This window comes from Streptomyces sp. NBRC 110028, from assembly GCF_001417735.1.
Lineage (GTDB): Bacteria > Actinomycetota > Actinomycetes > Streptomycetales > Streptomycetaceae > Streptomyces.
In genome coordinates this window covers 80,706-96,100 of the sequence record NZ_BBUZ01000044.1, presented here as the reverse complement: position 1 = coordinate 96,100, position 15,395 = coordinate 80,706, and the positions used below count along the sequence as shown (strand labels likewise).

General features: G+C 73.3%; 20 protein-coding genes. 12 read left to right on the top strand and 8 right to left on the bottom strand.

From position 1 onward, the window contains the following. The 3 genes from ASC60_RS33160 to ASC60_RS33150 form a co-directional block, all read right to left on the bottom strand. Nucleotides 1-576 (bottom strand): serine hydrolase (locus ASC60_RS33160; protein WP_159043370.1); only part of this gene is annotated, 576 nt, incomplete at its 3' end. Nucleotides 577-792: 216 nt separating this feature from the next. Next, complete coding sequence (locus ASC60_RS33155) at nucleotides 793-1,560, bottom strand: maleylpyruvate isomerase N-terminal domain-containing protein (RefSeq protein ID WP_055557397.1); 768 nt, start codon at nucleotides 1,558-1,560, stop codon at nucleotides 793-795. Between the two features lie 54 nt (nucleotides 1,561-1,614). Further along, on the bottom strand, nucleotides 1,615-3,066 hold the full coding sequence (locus ASC60_RS33150) for a bifunctional ADP-dependent NAD(P)H-hydrate dehydratase/NAD(P)H-hydrate epimerase (protein WP_055557396.1): 1,452 nt from the start codon (nucleotides 3,064-3,066) through the stop codon (nucleotides 1,615-1,617). Between the two features lie 120 nt (nucleotides 3,067-3,186). Between ASC60_RS33150 and alr the strand changes: the two genes are divergently transcribed. The 4 genes from alr to ASC60_RS33130 all read left to right on the top strand — a co-directional run bounded on the left by alr (nucleotide 3,187) and on the right by ASC60_RS33130 (nucleotide 6,476). Further along, nucleotides 3,187-4,341, top strand: a complete 1,155-nt coding sequence (alr, locus tag ASC60_RS33145; protein ID WP_055557395.1) for an alanine racemase — start codon at nucleotides 3,187-3,189, stop codon at nucleotides 4,339-4,341. A 2-nt stretch (nucleotides 4,342-4,343) separates the two neighbouring features. Beyond that, complete coding sequence (locus ASC60_RS33140; RefSeq protein ID WP_055557394.1) at nucleotides 4,344-5,567, top strand: alpha/beta fold hydrolase; 1,224 nt, start codon at nucleotides 4,344-4,346, stop codon at nucleotides 5,565-5,567. Between the two features lie 88 nt (nucleotides 5,568-5,655). Beyond that, nucleotides 5,656-6,150 carry a tRNA (adenosine(37)-N6)-threonylcarbamoyltransferase complex ATPase subunit type 1 TsaE gene (tsaE, locus tag ASC60_RS33135; RefSeq protein ID WP_055557393.1) on the top strand — a complete coding sequence of 165 codons (495 nt, stop codon included), beginning with the start codon at nucleotides 5,656-5,658 and terminating at the stop codon, nucleotides 6,148-6,150. A gap of 140 nt (nucleotides 6,151-6,290) precedes the next feature. Next, nucleotides 6,291-6,476, top strand: coding sequence for a hypothetical protein (locus ASC60_RS33130; RefSeq protein ID WP_055557392.1), 186 nt, complete (start codon nucleotides 6,291-6,293; stop codon nucleotides 6,474-6,476). Between the two features lie 43 nt (nucleotides 6,477-6,519). Here ASC60_RS33130 and ASC60_RS33125 read toward each other — a convergent pair whose 3' ends face one another. Then, nucleotides 6,520-7,080: a hypothetical protein gene (locus ASC60_RS33125; RefSeq protein ID WP_079038783.1), complete on the bottom strand. Its 561-nt coding sequence runs from the start codon at nucleotides 7,078-7,080 to the stop codon at nucleotides 6,520-6,522. 129 nt (nucleotides 7,081-7,209) lie between these two features. Here ASC60_RS33125 and tsaB point away from each other — a divergent pair, with 129 nt between their 5' ends. The 5 genes from tsaB (at nucleotide 7,210) to ASC60_RS33100 (ending at nucleotide 10,468) form a co-directional block, all read left to right on the top strand. Further along, nucleotides 7,210-7,884, top strand: a complete 675-nt coding sequence (tsaB, locus tag ASC60_RS33120; protein ID WP_055557390.1) for a tRNA (adenosine(37)-N6)-threonylcarbamoyltransferase complex dimerization subunit type 1 TsaB — start codon at nucleotides 7,210-7,212, stop codon at nucleotides 7,882-7,884. A gap of 26 nt (nucleotides 7,885-7,910) precedes the next feature. Next, nucleotides 7,911-8,402, top strand: coding sequence for a ribosomal protein S18-alanine N-acetyltransferase (rimI, locus tag ASC60_RS33115; RefSeq protein WP_055557405.1), 492 nt, complete (start codon nucleotides 7,911-7,913; stop codon nucleotides 8,400-8,402). Continuing rightward, entirely contained in the window at nucleotides 8,395-9,495 is a 1,101-nt protein-coding gene (tsaD, locus tag ASC60_RS33110) for a tRNA (adenosine(37)-N6)-threonylcarbamoyltransferase complex transferase subunit TsaD (protein ID WP_055557389.1), read from the top strand. The genes rimI and tsaD overlap by 8 nt, the downstream gene beginning before the upstream one ends. After that, nucleotides 9,492-9,746: a hypothetical protein gene (locus tag ASC60_RS33105; RefSeq protein WP_055557388.1), complete on the top strand. Its 255-nt coding sequence runs from the start codon at nucleotides 9,492-9,494 to the stop codon at nucleotides 9,744-9,746. The genes tsaD and ASC60_RS33105 overlap by 4 nt, the downstream gene beginning before the upstream one ends. Before the next feature lie 98 nt (nucleotides 9,747-9,844). After that, a complete protein-coding gene (locus tag ASC60_RS33100) occupies nucleotides 9,845-10,468 on the top strand; it encodes a hypothetical protein (protein WP_055557387.1) in 624 nt (207 codons plus the stop codon). Between the two features lie 45 nt (nucleotides 10,469-10,513). Here ASC60_RS33100 and ASC60_RS33095 read toward each other — a convergent pair whose 3' ends face one another. The 3 genes from ASC60_RS33095 to ASC60_RS33085 form a co-directional block, all read right to left on the bottom strand. Next, a complete protein-coding gene (locus tag ASC60_RS33095; protein ID WP_055557386.1) occupies nucleotides 10,514-10,828 on the bottom strand; it encodes a WXG100 family type VII secretion target in 315 nt (104 codons plus the stop codon). Nucleotides 10,829-10,903: 75 nt separating this feature from the next. Continuing rightward, nucleotides 10,904-11,107, bottom strand: coding sequence for a DUF397 domain-containing protein (locus tag ASC60_RS33090; protein WP_055557385.1), 204 nt, complete (start codon nucleotides 11,105-11,107; stop codon nucleotides 10,904-10,906). 28 nt (nucleotides 11,108-11,135) lie between these two features. Continuing rightward, nucleotides 11,136-11,987 (bottom strand): helix-turn-helix transcriptional regulator, encoded by an 852-nt coding sequence (locus ASC60_RS33085; RefSeq protein ID WP_055557384.1) that lies wholly within the window; start codon nucleotides 11,985-11,987, stop codon nucleotides 11,136-11,138. A 158-nt stretch (nucleotides 11,988-12,145) separates the two neighbouring features. On the opposite strand from ASC60_RS33085, the gene ASC60_RS33080 reads away from it, so the two are divergent. Then, nucleotides 12,146-12,610, top strand: a complete 465-nt coding sequence (locus ASC60_RS33080; protein WP_055557383.1) for an ATP-binding protein — start codon at nucleotides 12,146-12,148, stop codon at nucleotides 12,608-12,610. On the opposite strand, the gene ASC60_RS33075 is transcribed toward ASC60_RS33080, so the two are convergent. After that, complete coding sequence (locus ASC60_RS33075) at nucleotides 12,607-13,785, bottom strand: methyltransferase domain-containing protein (RefSeq protein WP_055557382.1); 1,179 nt, start codon at nucleotides 13,783-13,785, stop codon at nucleotides 12,607-12,609. The genes ASC60_RS33080 and ASC60_RS33075 overlap by 4 nt on opposite strands. 77 nt (nucleotides 13,786-13,862) lie before the next feature. Between ASC60_RS33075 and ASC60_RS33070 the strand changes: the two genes are divergently transcribed. After that, nucleotides 13,863-14,765, top strand: a complete 903-nt coding sequence (locus ASC60_RS33070) for a polysaccharide deacetylase family protein (protein ID WP_234357234.1) — start codon at nucleotides 13,863-13,865, stop codon at nucleotides 14,763-14,765. Between the two features lie 242 nt (nucleotides 14,766-15,007). Next, complete coding sequence (gene groES, locus ASC60_RS33065) at nucleotides 15,008-15,316, top strand: co-chaperone GroES (RefSeq protein ID WP_009715799.1); 309 nt, start codon at nucleotides 15,008-15,010, stop codon at nucleotides 15,314-15,316. Nucleotides 15,317-15,395 lie beyond the last annotated feature (79 nt).

Sequence of the window (15,395 nt, the reverse complement as noted above, 5' to 3'; positions counted from 1 at the left end):
CCAGTCGGTGCCTGGGGGGAACTTGGGAGGGTGCCGCATCGCCAGCCTCACTAATTCCTTGGGCGTGTAGGTGCGGAACCGCTCGGCTCGATAGCCGTCCGCGCTGTTCATCGCGGGTATCTCCGGCCGGACGTCCCGGATGCCGCTGGTGTGCTGCAGCAGCTGCCGCACGGTGATCTTGCTGCCGTGGTTGCCGTGGCCCTGGACCATTCCCGGCAGCCAGCGTTCGACGGTGTCCTCCAGGGCCATGCGCCTCTCGCCGACGAGTTGCAGCACGACCGTGGCGGTGAAGGTCTTGGCGGCGCTGCCGATTCGGAACCTGCCATTCCGCGGCATCGGCCTCTTGGTGCCCCTCTCGGCCGTCCCGGCGCGCGCGCTGTCCCGTGTGTCCGGTGACGTCACCTCGGCGAGCACACCGACGGCCCCGGTGTCGTGGATCGCGTTCACCTGTTGTTGGAGCGGACCAGCCTGCTGCGGCTTCGCCGCCGCCGTCACCCCGGTCGATGCGGTGAGGAGGACCGCGGCCAGGCTGGTCAGGGCGAGCAGGCCGCGCCGATGTCCTAATGGCACATGCATGATGGTCACCTTCCTGTTCGGGATTCCCGTGCGCTCCGGGACCGCTCAGGCTGTGGCTCGCGGCTGTTCCGCCCCACCCGGAGCCGGCGGTCGGTGACCATCCCATCAGCGGAGAGGGGATCGGCCCATCCGGCTGCCCTCAGGGCGGTGCCTGGAGTTACCTCCAGTAACGCCCCGGGAGGGTGCCGACCTGCATGACGTGATGGTGCTCGACCGTCACCGAAGCCAGAACCCCGAGCGCTTCAGCCACAGGTCGAGCAGCGAAGTGTCGCCCGTGACCCTCACGCCGGGGACAGGCCGCCCGTAGACCAGCAGGAGCAGGTCCGCCAGGGTGCCCCGGACCTCGACGGCGGCCTGCCGGCCGGTGTCGCGCAGGACGGGGGCGTCGCCGGTGAGGTCGGCCAGCCACCGGGCGTCCGCGTCGGTGGCCTGCAAACACACGGTACGGCCGGGGCCCAGCAGCGCGGGCTCGCCCTCGTACGCCTCGGGCAGCGTGCTGTACGTCAGCCACTCGTCGAGGGCGTCGAGGGCGACGTCCTCGTCCAGGTGGAACGCGGCGCCGACCGCCAGCGCGGCGTCCGCCCGGTGCACGACCGTCTCGTGCGTCATCCGCCGCGCCCACCACAGCGCGGTTTCGCCGGGCCCCGGGGTCCATACCGGCCTGTCGGGCCCTGCCTTGCGCAGCGCGTCGGCCAGGCGCCTGGCACCGTCGCCGAGGCGGGTGCTCAGGGTGGCGGGGTCCTCGCCGGTGCGGCGGGGGACATCGTTGACCGGATCGTCCGGGACGGGCTCGGTCGACCGGGTCCGTACGACCATCTCGGCCCACCCGTGGGCGCCGCCGAGGTGGCGCACGAGCTGGCCGAGGTTCCAGCCCGGGCAGGACGGCACGGGGGCCGCCGGGGCGGCCCCGCCCAGATACGCCCTCAACAGGTCGGTCTGCTCGACGATTTCGGCGCGGTAGCGGTCGAAGCCCAGGAGAGTCACGCCGCAAGGCTACTGACCATGTCCCACCTCGGGCCGACCCGTTTTCGGTCCCGGCTATCCGCCCAGCACGTCCCGCCACGCCTCCGGGACGGCCGCCGCGACGTCGTACGCCGCGATGGGGGCGCCCGCCGGGGCGGTGGTGCGGCGGGCGGCCAGGCCGTGGAGGTAGGCGCCGGTGGAGGCCGCGTCGCGGGCGGGGAGGCCGGTGGCGAGGAGGGAGCCGGTGAGGCCGGAGAGGACGTCGCCGCTGCCCGCGGTGGCGAGCCAGCCGGTGCCGGTGGGGTTGACGCGCACGGGGTGGCCGGGGGAGGCGATGAGGGTGGTGGAGCCCTTGAGCAGCACGGTGGCGCCGTACTTGTCGGCCAGGGCCCGTACGGCGGCGAGCCGGCCGGACTCGACCTCCTCGCGGCTCGTCCCGAGCAGCGCGGCGGCCTCGCCCGCGTGCGGGGTGAGGACGGTGGCCGCGGTGCGGCCGTGGAGGCCGCCGGAGGGGAGGAGGTGGAGGCCGTCGGCGTCGACGAGGACGGGGACGTCGGAGCCGAGGACGTCGTCCAGGGAGTGCCGGGCGGCGGCGCCGTCGCCGAGGCCGGGGCCGACGACCCAGGACTGGACGCGGCCCGCCTTGGCGGGCGGCCCGGTGTGGACGAGGGTTTCGGGGAAGCGCGCGATGACGGTGTCGGCGCCGGGGCCGACGTACCGTACGGCGCCCGCCCCGCCGCGCAGGGCGCCGGCGACGGCGAGGACGGCGGCGCCGGGGTAGCGGGCGGAGCCCGCGACGACGCCGACGACGCCGCGCCGGTACTTGTCGCTCTCGGCGGTGGGGTGGGGGAGGAGGGCGGCCACGTCCTCGTGCTGGAGGGCTTCCGCGTCAGGGGTGGAGGGGAGATACGGCCCCAGACCGATGTCGACGAGGCGGAGGGCGCCCGCGTGCTCGTGCGCGGGGTCGATGAGCAGCCCGGGCTTGTACGTACCGAAGGTGACGGTGGCGTCGGCGCGCACCGCCGTGCCCCGTACCTCGCCGGTGTCGGCGTCGACGCCGCTGGGGAGGTCGACGGCGACGACGGTGCCGCGCACCAGCCGGACCAGCCGCTCGGCTTCCTCCCGCAGGCCGCCCTTGCCGCCGATGCCGACGATGCCGTCGAGGACGAGGTCGGCCTCGGTCAGGGCGCGCTCGGCGAGAGCGCCGGAGTCGGCGGTCACCGCGCGGCCGCCCGCCGCGCGCAGGGCGCGCAGGCCCCCGGGGTGGGCGCGGTCGGGGGCGAGCAGGACGGCGGTGACGCCGGCGCCGCGCCGGGCGAGCCGGGCGCCGGCGTAGAGCGCGTCACCGCCGTTGTCGCCGCTGCCGGTCAGCAGGGCGACGCGGGCCCCGTAGACCCGGTGCAGCAGATCGGCGCAGGCGGCGGCCAGCCCGGCTGCCGCGCGCCGCATGAGTGTTCCTTCGGGCAGCCGCGCCATCAGGTCCTGTTCAGCGGCTCGTACGGTCTCGACGCTGTAGGCGATCCTCATGGCCATAGTCTCCCGAACGCCGGGCACTCCGCGCTTGGAAGCGCGCACTCCGGTCCGTACCGGAAGCACATATTCCGGTACCTCCTCCGGCGCGCCGATCGGCCTGAGACACTGACGGAGATGGACGAGACACCGATGCGCGCCCGTGCCGTGGTCGATCTGACCACCCTGCGGGACAACGTTCGGGCGCTGCGCGAAGCGGCGCCCACCGCCGAGCTGATGGCCGTGGTCAAGTCGGACGGCTATGGCCACGGCGCGGTGCCGTGCGCGCGCGCCGCCCGCGCGGCGGGCGCGGGCTGGCTGGGTACGGCCACGCCGGAGGAGGCGCTGGCGCTGCGCGCGGCGGGCGACCAGGGCCGGTTGATGTGCTGGCTGTGGACGCCCGGCGGGCCGTGGCGGCAGGCGATCGAGGCGGACATCGACGTGTCGGCCGGCGGGGCGTGGGCGCTGCGCGAGGCCGTCGTGGCGGCCCGCGCGTGCGGGCGCACCGCGCGCGTCCAGCTCAAGGCCGACACCGGGCTCGGCCGCAACGGCTGCCCGCCGGCCGACTGGCCGGATCTGATCGCCGAGGCCCGGGCCGCGGAGGCGGAGGGCGCGATCCGGGTGACCGGGCTGTGGTCGCACTTCGCGTGCGCGGACGAGCCGGGCCACCCGTCGATCGCCGCCCAGCTGACCGTCTTCCGCGAGATGCTGGACCAGGCGGAGCGGGCGGGACTGCGGCCGGAGGTGCGGCACCTGGCGAACTCCCCGGCGACCCTGACCGTGCCCGAGTCGCACTTCGACCTGGTGCGCACCGGAATCGCCCTGTACGGGATCTCGCCCAGCCCGCAGCTGGGCGTGCCCGCCGACTTCGGGTTGCGCCCGGCGATGACGCTGAAGGCCTCGCTGGCCGCGGTGAAGCGGGTGCCGGGCGGGCACGGCGTCTCCTACGGGCACCGTTACGTCACCCCGGGGGAGACCACCCTCGCGCTGGTGCCGCTCGGCTACGGCGACGGCATTCCGCGGCACGCCTCGGGCACCGGCCCTGTGCTGGTCGCGGGCAAGTGGCGGACCATCGCGGGCACCGTGGCGATGGACCAGTTCGTGGTCGACCTCGGCGGCGACAGCGCGGAGCCGGGGGACGAGGCGGTGCTGTTCGGCCCCGGTGACCACGGGGAGCCGACCGCGGAGGACTGGGCGCGGGCCGTGGGGTCGATCGCGTATGAGATCGTCACCCGAATCAGCGCGCGGGTCCCGCGCGTTTATGTGGGTAACCTCGGGGGCACAGGGATCTGACCATGGTCGAGGACAGCACGGTGGAGACGGCGACGAAGGTCGCGGCGGGGGCCACAGCCGTGGGCTGGCGCAGGGGCGCCGGGTTCGCGGGAGCCGCGATCGGCGTGGTCGCGGCGGGCGCCGCGATGGGCGTCGCCCTGGAGCGGCTGACGGTCGGCCGCGGCGTACGGCGCAAGGCGCGTCTCGCGCTGGACGCGGAGGGCCCGTACGGCACCCTGCGCGGCGTCCCCGGCCGGGCGGTCGCCGACGACGGCACGGAGCTGTACTACGAGGTCGAGGAGATACGTGAGCCGGCCGCGCCCGCCCGCCGCAAGCGCAGGTTCGCGCGCCGGGCGGCCACCGCGCCGGTGACCGTGATCTTCAGCCATGGCTACTGCCTCGGCCAGGACTCCTGGCACTTCCAGCGGTCCGCGCTGCGCGATGTGGTCCGCACCGTCTACTGGGACCAGCGCTGCCACGGCCGGTCCGCGCGCGGCTGCTCCCAGACGAACGGCACCCAGGTCACGATCGACCAGCTGGGCCGCGATCTGAAGGCCGTGATCGACGCGGCGGCGCCCGAGGGGCCGCTGGTGCTGGTCGGCCACTCCATGGGCGGCATGACGATGATGGCGCTGGCCGCCCAGTACCCGGAGCTGATCCGCGAGCGGGTGATCGGCGCGGCGTTCGTCGGTACGTCGGCGGGGCGGCTCGGCGAGGTCAGCTTCGGCCTCCCGGTGGTCGGCATGAACGCGGTGCGGCGGGTGCTGCCCGGGCTGCTCAAGGCGCTCGGCTGGCAGGTGGAGCTGGTGGAGCGGGGCCGCCGGGCGACCGCGGACCTCTTCGCGGGGCTGATCAAGCGCTATTCGTTCGGGACGAAGGACGTGGACCCGGGGGTGGCCCGGTTCGCGGAGCGGCTGATCGAGGCGACGCCGATCGATGTGGTCGCCGAGTTCTATCCGGCGTTCATCGCCCACGACAAGGCGGCGGCGCTGCCGTCCTTCGACGGGGTGCCGGTGCTGGTGCTGGCCGGGGACAAGGACCTGATCACGCCGATGGAGCACAGCGAGGCCATCGCGGAGCTGCTGCCCGGCGCGGAGCTGGTGATCGTGGAGGACGGCGGCCATCTGGTGATCCTGGAGCATCCCGAGGTGGTCAACGGGCATCTGGCCGAGCTGCTGACCCAGGTGGTGGGCGGCGCCGGGGGCGTCCCCGGGGACGGCGCGGGCCGCCGCTCGGCCCGGGGGTAGCGGCCACCCCGGCCGCCGCGGCGGCGGCTGTTCGGCCGGGGCCGAGGCGGCACGTACCGCGTTCCCCGGGGCCCGTACCATCGCCGGTATGGACGTAGGCACGCGCATGACCGTAACCTCGCCCGAGCAGATGCGGGACCTGGGCCGCCGGCTCGCCAAGCTGCTGCGCCCCGGCGACCTGGTGCTCCTCACCGGGGAGCTGGGCGCGGGCAAGACCACGCTGACCCGGGGCCTGGGCGAGGGCCTGGGCGTACGGGGCGCGGTCACCTCGCCCACCTTCGTGATCGCCCGCGTCCACCCCTCCCTGTCCGACGGCCCGCCGCTGGTGCACGTCGACGCCTACCGGCTGGGCGGGGGCCTGGAGGAGATGGAGGACCTGGACCTGGACGTCTCGCTGCCGGATTCGGTGATCGCGGTGGAGTGGGGCGAGGGCAAGGTCGAGGGGCTGTCCGAGGACCGGCTGCACGTGGTGATCGAGCGGACGGCCGGGACGGACGCGCAGGACTGCGACGTCCGCGGCGTCGCCGTGACCGGCGTGGGGCCGCGCTGGGCGGACGAGGACCTGGCGTCGCTGGCGGGCTGAGCCCCGGGGAGATTCGGGAAGAGTTTCCGACAGGCCGTCGGCATGATGTTGCACTCCGGGCATCGGACGTGGTCACATGGAAAGGGAAGCGTGGTTAGGCGTGCCTAACCGCCTGCCCCCAGGACCCCCAGGAGGCATCCATGCCGGCCCACGAACCCACCGCCCTGGACGACCCCCGGCGCGATGACCGGTCACCGTCGATGAGGGACCTGCTGGCGGCCTGCGCGGCGGCGAGCGCCGTCTCCACCCCGCCGGCGGACGCCCCCGCCGACGCCCCCTCCACCGTGGAGACACGGCAGGACGGCCCGGAGCGCGACGCGGCGTAGCCGGCCCCGCGAGGGGGTGCCGAGGGGTTGCTCGGGCGAGGGATTACTTGATCACGACGACCTTCGTGCCCGGCTGCGCGAACTCCCACAGCGCCGTGCCGTCCGCCCGGGACTCCCGCACCGCGCCGGTCTTCTTCTGCGCCTGAGGGTCGGGCATCGCCCCGTCCATGGCCGCACTGAAACCGAACGTGACTCCCCCGTCCTGGTGAAACACCACGATGTGCTCCACCTGCACCCCGTCCGATCCGACACCGCTCGGGTTGCGGGAGGTGACCTGGTACGTGCCGGGGTCGGGGCTCGCCGAGCTGGCGCCCACCGGGAAGGTGCGGGTGGCCTTGCCGTCGGCGCCGACCAGCCAGACCCGGCTGTCGCCCAGGGCGTAGACGATGCGCTCACCGGTGCCGGAGCCCCCGGGCAGCGCGGTGGACTTCTGCGCCGCCTTGTCCTTCGTCCTGCCCTTGGCGTCGTCGGCGTGCGAGCCGCGCCGCTCCTGGGTGCGGTGGTCGGGTGCGGTGGCCTTGGCCTGGTAGCCGAGAAAGCCGACGACCCCCAGCGCGGCCGCGGTCAGAACGGCCACGGCGGGCCCGGTGCTGCTCCTTGGCACGGTGGCCACCCTCTCCTGCGGTCAGTACGTGCTGACCGCTCGTACGCACTTCCCGACGACGGTAGCACCGGTGGACGGCCGCGACCGGGTCCACCGCGACCGCCTCCCGGGGCGCCGTAGGCTGTCCTCGTGCTGTTGCTCGCGCTTGATACCGCCACCCCCGCCGTCACCGTCGCGCTTCACGACGGCGCCGAAGTCCTCGCCGAGACCGCCGAGGTCGACGCCCGGCGCCACGGCGAGCTGTTGCTGCCCGCCGTCGACCGGACCCTGCGGACGGCGGGCGTGGAGCTGGGCGCCGTGACGGAGATCGTCGTCGGCGTCGGCCCGGGCCCGTACACCGGGCTGCGCGTCGGGCTGGTCACGGCCGCCACCTTCGGGGCCGCGCTGAACGTACCCGTGCACGGGCTGTGCACGCTGGACGGGATCGCGTACGCCGCCGGGCGGGCCGGGCTCACCGGCCCCTTCGTGGTGGCCACCGACGCCCGCCGCAAAGAGGTGTACTGGGCGCGGTACGACGACCCGCTGACCCGCGTCACCGACCCCGCCGTGGACCACCCCGCCGACCTCACCGAGCGGCCCGGCGTCGCCGGGCTCCCGGCCGTCGGCGCGGGCGCCCTGCTCTACCCGGACGCCTTCGCCACCGTCCCGCCGGGCATGCCCGAGCATCAGTCGGCGGGCGCGCTGGCCTCCGTCGCCGCCGGGAAACTGGCGCGCGGCGAGGAGCTGCTGCCCGACCGGCCGCTCTATCTGCGCCGCCCCGACGCCCAGGTGCCCGCCAACTACAAGGTGGTCACCCCCAAGTGACGGACACGACCCCCGTGCTGCGCGAGATGCGCTGGTGGGACATCGACCGGGTGCTGGCGCTGGAAGAGGACCTGTTCCCCGAGGACGCCTGGTCGCCCGGCATGTTCTGGTCCGAGCTGGCGCACGCCCGCGGCGGCGGCGCTACCCGCCACTACACGGTCGCCGAGGACGGCGGGGCCATAGTCGGCTACGCCGGGCTGGCCGTCTTCGACCGCACCGGCGACGTCCAGACCATCGCCACCGCCCGCGACCACTGGGGCACCGGCCTCGGCGCCCGCCTCCTCACCGATCTGCTCGCCGCCGCGACCGCCTTCGAATGCCGCGAAGTGCTCCTCGAAGTGCGCGTCGGCAACACCCGCGCCCAGCGCCTCTACGAGCGCTTCGGCTTCGAGCCCATCGGCATCCGCAAGGGCTACTACCAGCCCGGCAACGTCGACGCGCTGGTCATGCGCCTGACCGGCCCGGCGGCGACCCTCGCGACCCCCTCACCCGTACAAGGAACGAAGACCCATGGCTGACGAACCGCTCGTTCTCGGCATCGAGACCTCCTGCGACGAGACCGGCGTCGGGATCGTCCGCGGCCACACCCTGCTCGCCGACGCGATCGCCTCCAGCGTCGACGAACACGCCCGCTTCGGCGGCGTCGTCCCCGAGGTCGCCAGCCGCGCCCACCTGGAGGCGATGGTCCCGACCATCCAGCGCGCCCTGAAGGACGCGGGAGTCGCCGCCTCCGACCTCGACGGCATCGCCGTCACCGCCGGTCCCGGCCTCGCGGGCGCCCTGCTCGTCGGCGTCTCGGCCGCCAAGGCGTACGCGTACGCCCTCGGCAAGCCGCTGTACGGCGTCAACCACCTCGCCTCCCACATCTGCGTCGACCAGCTCGAACACGGCGCGCTGCCCGAGCCGACCATGGCGCTGCTGGTCAGCGGCGGCCACTCCTCGCTGCTCCTCGCCCCCGACATCACCGCCGACGTACGGCCGCTGGGCTCGACCATCGACGACGCGGCCGGCGAGGCGTTCGACAAGATCGCCCGGGTGCTGAACCTCGGCTTCCCCGGCGGCCCCGTCATCGACCGCATCGCCCGCGACGGCGACCCCGACGCGATCGCCTTCCCGCGCGGGCTCACCGGCCCGCGCGACGCCGCGTACGACTTCTCCTTCTCCGGCCTCAAGACGGCCGTCGCCCGCTGGATCGAGGCCAAGCGGGCGGCGGGCGAAGAGGTTCCGGTCGCCGACGTCTCGGCCTCCTTCCAGGAGGCGGTGGCCGACGTCCTGACCCGCAAGGCCGTCCGCGCCTGCAAGGACGAGGGCGTCGACCACCTGATGATCGGCGGCGGCGTCGCCGCCAACTCCCGGCTGCGGGCCATGGCCGAGCGCCGCTGCGAGGACGCGGGCATCACCCTGCGCGTGCCGCGCCCCAAGCTGTGCACGGACAACGGCGCGATGGTCGCCGCCCTCGGCGCGGAGATGGTCGCGCGCGGCCGGTCCGCCTCCGCCTGGGACCTGTCGGCCGACTCCTCCCTCCCGGTGACGGACCCCCACGTCCCGGCGCCCGCGCCCCACTCCCACGACCACGTGCACGAGCTGAGCCGGAAGAACCTGTACGCATGACCGTCGCCCTGATGTGGGAGGCCCGCGCCGTCGAGGGCCGGGGCGAGGACCTGCTCGCCTGGGCCGCGGGGCAGCCCCTGAACCCCGCGCCGCTGCGCCGCGAGACCTTCCGCGCGCCCGAGGACCGGGTGCTCGTGATCACGTGGTGGGACGGCACGTACGACACCCCGGGCCTGCCCGAACTCCCCGAGCCGGGACCGGACCTGGCGCGCCGGGCGGTCCACCGGTGGCGCTTCGAGTCGGCCGGGTAGCGCCTTTCGCGTCGCCGGTGGTGACGTACCGGCCGGGTTCCTGTGCGCCGCGGAGGAATGGAGTTCACGCCTCCGCCAGAACTGAGAGACTGCGTCCCATGACCCCGCCCGACACCCTGCCACCGCCCCCGCCCGCCCCGGACCTGCGTCCGTGGCCCGACCGCGCCGGGCTGCTCGCCGACCGGGCGCGGGCGATGGGGACGCTGGCGCGGTGGTACATGGCGCCGCACCGGGCGCTGCTGCTGTGGCTGCTGACGCTGGTGATCGCGCTGGGGTGGACGCTGGCGGTGTCGGGGTTCCAGTTCCTGGTGACCGGCCAGATCGTCGAGCACATCCTCGGCGTGATCTTCCTCGGGCTGGCCCTGGGCGCCACCGTCCCGTCCAGCCTGGGCCTGGCCTCGGGCATCCGGCGCGACGTGTTCGTCGGCGCGCGGCTGCGGGACTGGGCGGAGCTGGGGCGCGATCCGCAGACGCTGCCGCACTGGAGGGTGTCGGGCAGCGCGCTGCTGTGGCTGCTGCCGTCGCTGCTGCTGTGCTGCCTCGGGCTGGTGCTGGGGGCGTCCACGGCGGTGTCGGACCTCGGGGCGGAGACGTTCCGGGTGGCGATGGGGATCGCCGTCGTCTTCGCGGCGGCGGGCGGCCTGGGCCTGGTCAAGGCGATCGGCTACTACCGTCTGGTCAACCGCGAACTCAGCCCCGACGACGCCGAGGGAACCGACTGACGTAAGGCCGGTCCAGTACCGGCTCAGTACCGGCTCAGTACCGGCTCAGTCGGACGACCGCTGCATCGACTGGAAGCGGTGCAGCAGGTCCAGATACCGCTCGCCCAGGCTCTCGCCGCGCCGCTTCGTCGCGTCCTCGACGTGCAGCAGCATCTGCCGGACGCGGGCCGCGTCCCGGTAGGCGTCCCGCTGGAGCTTCTTGTGCGCGGTCGCCGCGGGGCCCTTCCAGTCGTCGCCGACCGTCTTCGCCAACTGGTCGAGGCCTTCGACCGTCTCCTCCAGGTAACGCAGCATCTCCTCCACATCCTGAAGGAGATCGGACAGTTCCTGATCCGATACTGGTCGCTTCTCGTCACTCATGTTCCATACCCCTGCCACCTCCGGTCCGGCCCCTCAGCGGGATGATCGTGCCATGACCGGGGCCGGTCCGGAGGGTTAGCCCGCAAGGTGGTCGAACTCGCCCGCCTTGATGGCATCCAGAAGGGGCCGCAGCTTGGCGGGGGTGGTGGTCATCACGGTGCCGGGCTCGTCGCTCTCGCGCAGCGCTATGGCGCCGGGCCCCAGGGCGGCCAGCTCTACGCAGGAGTTGCCGTCGCCTTGCGTGGAGTACGAGGACTTCTGCCAGTTGATCTCAGACATGTCTTTGCCTTCAGAGGGTGTCTTGCCTTCAGAGACGTTGGGCGATGCCGTGGATCATGTCACGTGACTCCTTCTGGGGGAGGGTCACTTTCATGGTCCGGGCCAGCACCGCCCGGTGGTTGGTCAGCTGGGTCCCGGCGTCCAGGAACATGGGGCCATGTGCGGCGTCGAGCTGCACGGTGTCCAGCTGCGGCACCGGGCCCGAGGCGTAGGTGACCGATACGCCGGAGACCGGGAACCCGCCCGCCTCGAACGGGATGACCCGCACGGTGACATTCTTCCGCGTCGAGGCCTCCAGCAGGCTGTCCAGCTGTCTGCGCATGAGCTCCGGTCCGCCGAGCCGCATGCGCAGACAGGCCTCGTGGATGATGAAGGTGCACGGCGGGGGATCGTCCCGGTCGAGGATGTCCCGGCGCTTCATCCGGTGGGACAGCCTGCGCCTCATCTCGGCCGGCGACCACGCCGGAACGGCCTCGGCGAGCACGGCCCGTGCGTACTCCTCGGTCTGCAACAGCCCCGGCAGGAACATCAGCTCGACTACGCGCAGGCTCGTGGCGTAGTACTCCAGCTCGGCGAGGTCGAGCCCGCCGGTGGCGATATGGCCCCGGTACTCCTCCCACCAACCGCCCTTGCGCTCGCGGGTCATGGCGACGAGCGCGTCGACGTACGCGTGGTCCGGACAGGTGTAGATGGCGGCGAGGGCGCGCACCCGCTCCTCGCTCACACCGAACCGGGCCAGCTCCAGGTTGGTGATGTGGGTGCGGTTGATGCCCAGCCGGTCGGCGGCCTCCTGGATGCTGAGTCCGGCGCCCTCGCGCATCCTCCTCAGTTCTGTTCCGAGCCGGACTTGACGCGCGGTCGGGACGCTTCTGGGTGGCATGGCCCTCCGTAACCCTTAAGGAGTAATTGTCGGGGAGATTCAACGAGGCCGTAGCAGTTGTTTGTGTCGCTGCCCTACCTTGGGTGCCGTCGCCGCTACTGCGCGTTGATCGCTGTAACGGTACGCGCGATATCGGCCCTTTCGCAGGGAGTTGATCCATGGAGTCCGACTACGAGTCCGACGACCGTCCACCGCGCCGCCCGCCCGCTCCCTCCAAGGACCCGTACGCCTACACGCTCCAGAACAGCCGCCACGCCACCTCCGCCAAGGTCTGCCGGGACTTCGTCGCCGTCGTGCTGGGCTCCGTGGGGCAGGAGGCGCTGGTCGAGGTGGCCACCCTGTGCACCTCCGAGCTGGCCACCAACGCCTTTCTGCACGCCGAGGGCGACTGCCTGACGCTGCGCGTGGTGATCGAGCCTCCCCGCTTCCGCGTCCTCGTCTACGACGCCTCCGCCCAACTCCCCGCCGCGGCACGCCTGCCCGAGGGCGACCGCCTCCACGGCCGCGGCCTCGGCCTGGTCGCGGCTCTCGCCGACGCCTGGGGCACGGCGGACGCGGACCCGGTGGGGATGTACGCGAAGGCGGTGTGGTTCGAACTCCTCGCGGAGCCGGACACGCCCTAGGCAGGGTGCCCCAGGAGCATCGTGGGGGCGCCCGCCGAGCGGGTGAGGAGGATCGTGCAGGCGTTGCCCCCTTCGAGCCGCAGCTTCTTGCGCAGATGCTCCGGCTCGATCGCCGAACCGCGCTTCTTGATGGTCGCGACGCCGACCTCGCGCTCCCGCAGCAGCGCCCTGAGCCTCTTCAGGTTGAACGGCAGCACATCGGTGATCTCGTACGCGGTGGCGTACGGCGTCGGGCGCAGCTCGTCCGCCGTGATGTAGGCGATCGTCGGATCGATGAGGCGGCCGCCGATCCGGGCCGCGACGTCCGCCACGAGGTGGGCACGGATGACGGCGCCGTCCGGTTCGTACAGCCAGCGGCCGACCGGGCCGGGCTCGGGGTCCGGGAGCTGGGCGCCGAGCAGGGAGTGGCCGGAGGGCAGCAGGGTGGCGCGGCGCATGCCGGGGCGGGCGGTGCCGAACCACAGGACGGCCTCCTTCACGTTCCCCTGGTCCGAGATCCACTCGGCCTCCGCGTCCTCCGGCACCGCCTCGTGCGGAACCCCAGGCGCGATCTTGAGGGCGGCGCGCGGGGCGGTACGGGCGGCCTCGATGGCCCACGACAGCGGCGGGGAGTACGCCTCGGGGTCGAAGACCCGGCCCCGGCCGCCGCGCCGGGCGGGGTCCACGAAGAGCGCGTCGTGGCGCGAGGTGTCGACCTCGGTGACATCGGCGCAGCGCACCTCGATCAGCCGCGACAGGCCCAGCGCGTCGGCGTTGGCCCGGGCGACGGCGCAGGTCAGCGGATCGCGGTCGACGGCCAGGACGCTGAGCCCGGCCCGCGCCATCGCGATCGCGTCACCGCCGATGCCGCAGCACAGATCGGCCACGGTGCGCACCCCGAATCCGGCCAGCCGGTCGGCGCGGTAGGCGGCGACGGAGGTACGCGTGGACTGTTCGACGCCGTTCGGCGTGAAATACATCCGATGGGCGTCCTCGGCCCCGAACTTGGGCACGGCCCGCTGCCGCAGCCGCGCCTGGGTCAGGGCCGCCGAGACCAGGGCGGCCGGATGGTCGCGGCGCAGCCGGGTCGCGGTGGCCAGCTCCCGCGCCGGGTCGTAGTCCCGTAGCGCGGAGAGCAGCGCCTGCCCCTCGTCGCCGAGCAGTGAGTCGAAGGCGTCAACGTCCACATGGCCCATTCTCCCCGCTCCCGGGAGGGCATTCGCACCCGTACGGCGTGCGGGCGCGCACCATGGAACCGAAGATCACTTTTGTGATGATGCTCAAGACTGGTGTATCCGGGTGTCTGGTTCTCGCCGCCGCGGCGGCCCTGCTCACCGGCTGCGGGGGCACGGGCCCCGAGCCGCGCCCCGGGACGGGGAAGGCGGCCGGCCTCACGCGGTCGGCCTCGGCCTCCCCGTCCTCCGCGTCCCGGGCCTCCGGCGCGCCACCGCCCGGGAGCGGGCGCCAGGACGGTCCGCATCCGCCGCCGGACGGCTACCGCCGCTGGGGGCTCGACCGCCCGCTGGACCCGCCGCCCCCGCCCGCCGTCAAACCCGCGCTCGCGCCGGTGTGGCCGCCGGCGCCGGGGCTGGCGACGGTCATCCGCCGGGTGGCGACGACCGATCGGGTGGTTTTCCTGACGCTCGACGACGGGATCGAGAAGGACCCGGACTTCATCGACCAGGCCCGGGACCTCGGTCTGCCGTTCACCCAGTTCCTGGAGGACGAGGTGATCGGCACCCACTACGACTACTTCCGCGCGCTGCGCGAACTCGGCAACCGGATCGGCAACCACACGCTCACCCACCCCAGCCTGGCGGGCAAGGACTACCAGACCCAGCTCCACGAGATCTGCGGCCAGCAGGAGGTCCTCGGCGAACGCCTCGGGCTTCAGCCCCGCCTCTTCCGTCCGCCGTACGGGAACTACGACCGGAACACGCTGCGGGCGGCGGCGGAGTGCGGGCTGAGCAAGGCGGTGCTGTGGCGCGCCGAGATGGAGCCGCAGGGGCTGGTCTACCGCTCCGGGAGCGGGCTGCGGCCGGGGGACATCGTGCTCGCGCACTTCCGCGGCCCCGAGCAGCTGCACGGGCACACCATGACCGACATGATCACCGAGCTGGTGCGGGAGGTCCAGGCGCAGGGATTCACCGTGGCGCGCCTGGAGGACTACATCTGACCGCCTCCGAAGGCCGCTCGCGGGGGCGTCCGCGACCGGACGTCCGTGCGGTCCGTCGCCGCCTCGCTTGGCACTCTGGTTGACGGAGTGCTAACCGCGTCATAATGTCAGGGCTGGCACTCGGCACTGCGGAGTGCCAGCCACACAGCGACGGGCAGGTCCGGCACCCGCGACGACGGATCCACCTGGTCGCCACCTCAGACAGTTAACCCCGTGAGATCTCCGAAGGGGGAGGTCGGATCGTGACGACCGCCAGCTCCAAGGTTGCCATCAAGCCGCTTGAGGACCGCATCGTGGTCCAGGCCGTCGAGGCCGAGCAGACCACGGCCTCGGGCCTGGTCATCCCGGACACCGCCAAGGAGAAGCCCCAGGAGGGCGTCGTCCTGGCCGTCGGCCCGGGCCGTTTCGAGGACGGCAAGCGGCTTCCGCTCGACGTTTCCGTCGGCGACGTCGTGCTCTACAGCAAGTACGGCGGCACCGAGGTGAAGTACAGCGGCGAGGAGTACCTCGTCCTCTCGGCTCGCGACGTCCTCGCGATCGTCGAGAAGTAATCACCGAAGTCTTGCCTTGAGCCGCGCCCCGGTGCCCGTGTCACAGATACCCGGGGTCGGGGCGCGGTTCGTTTTTTTG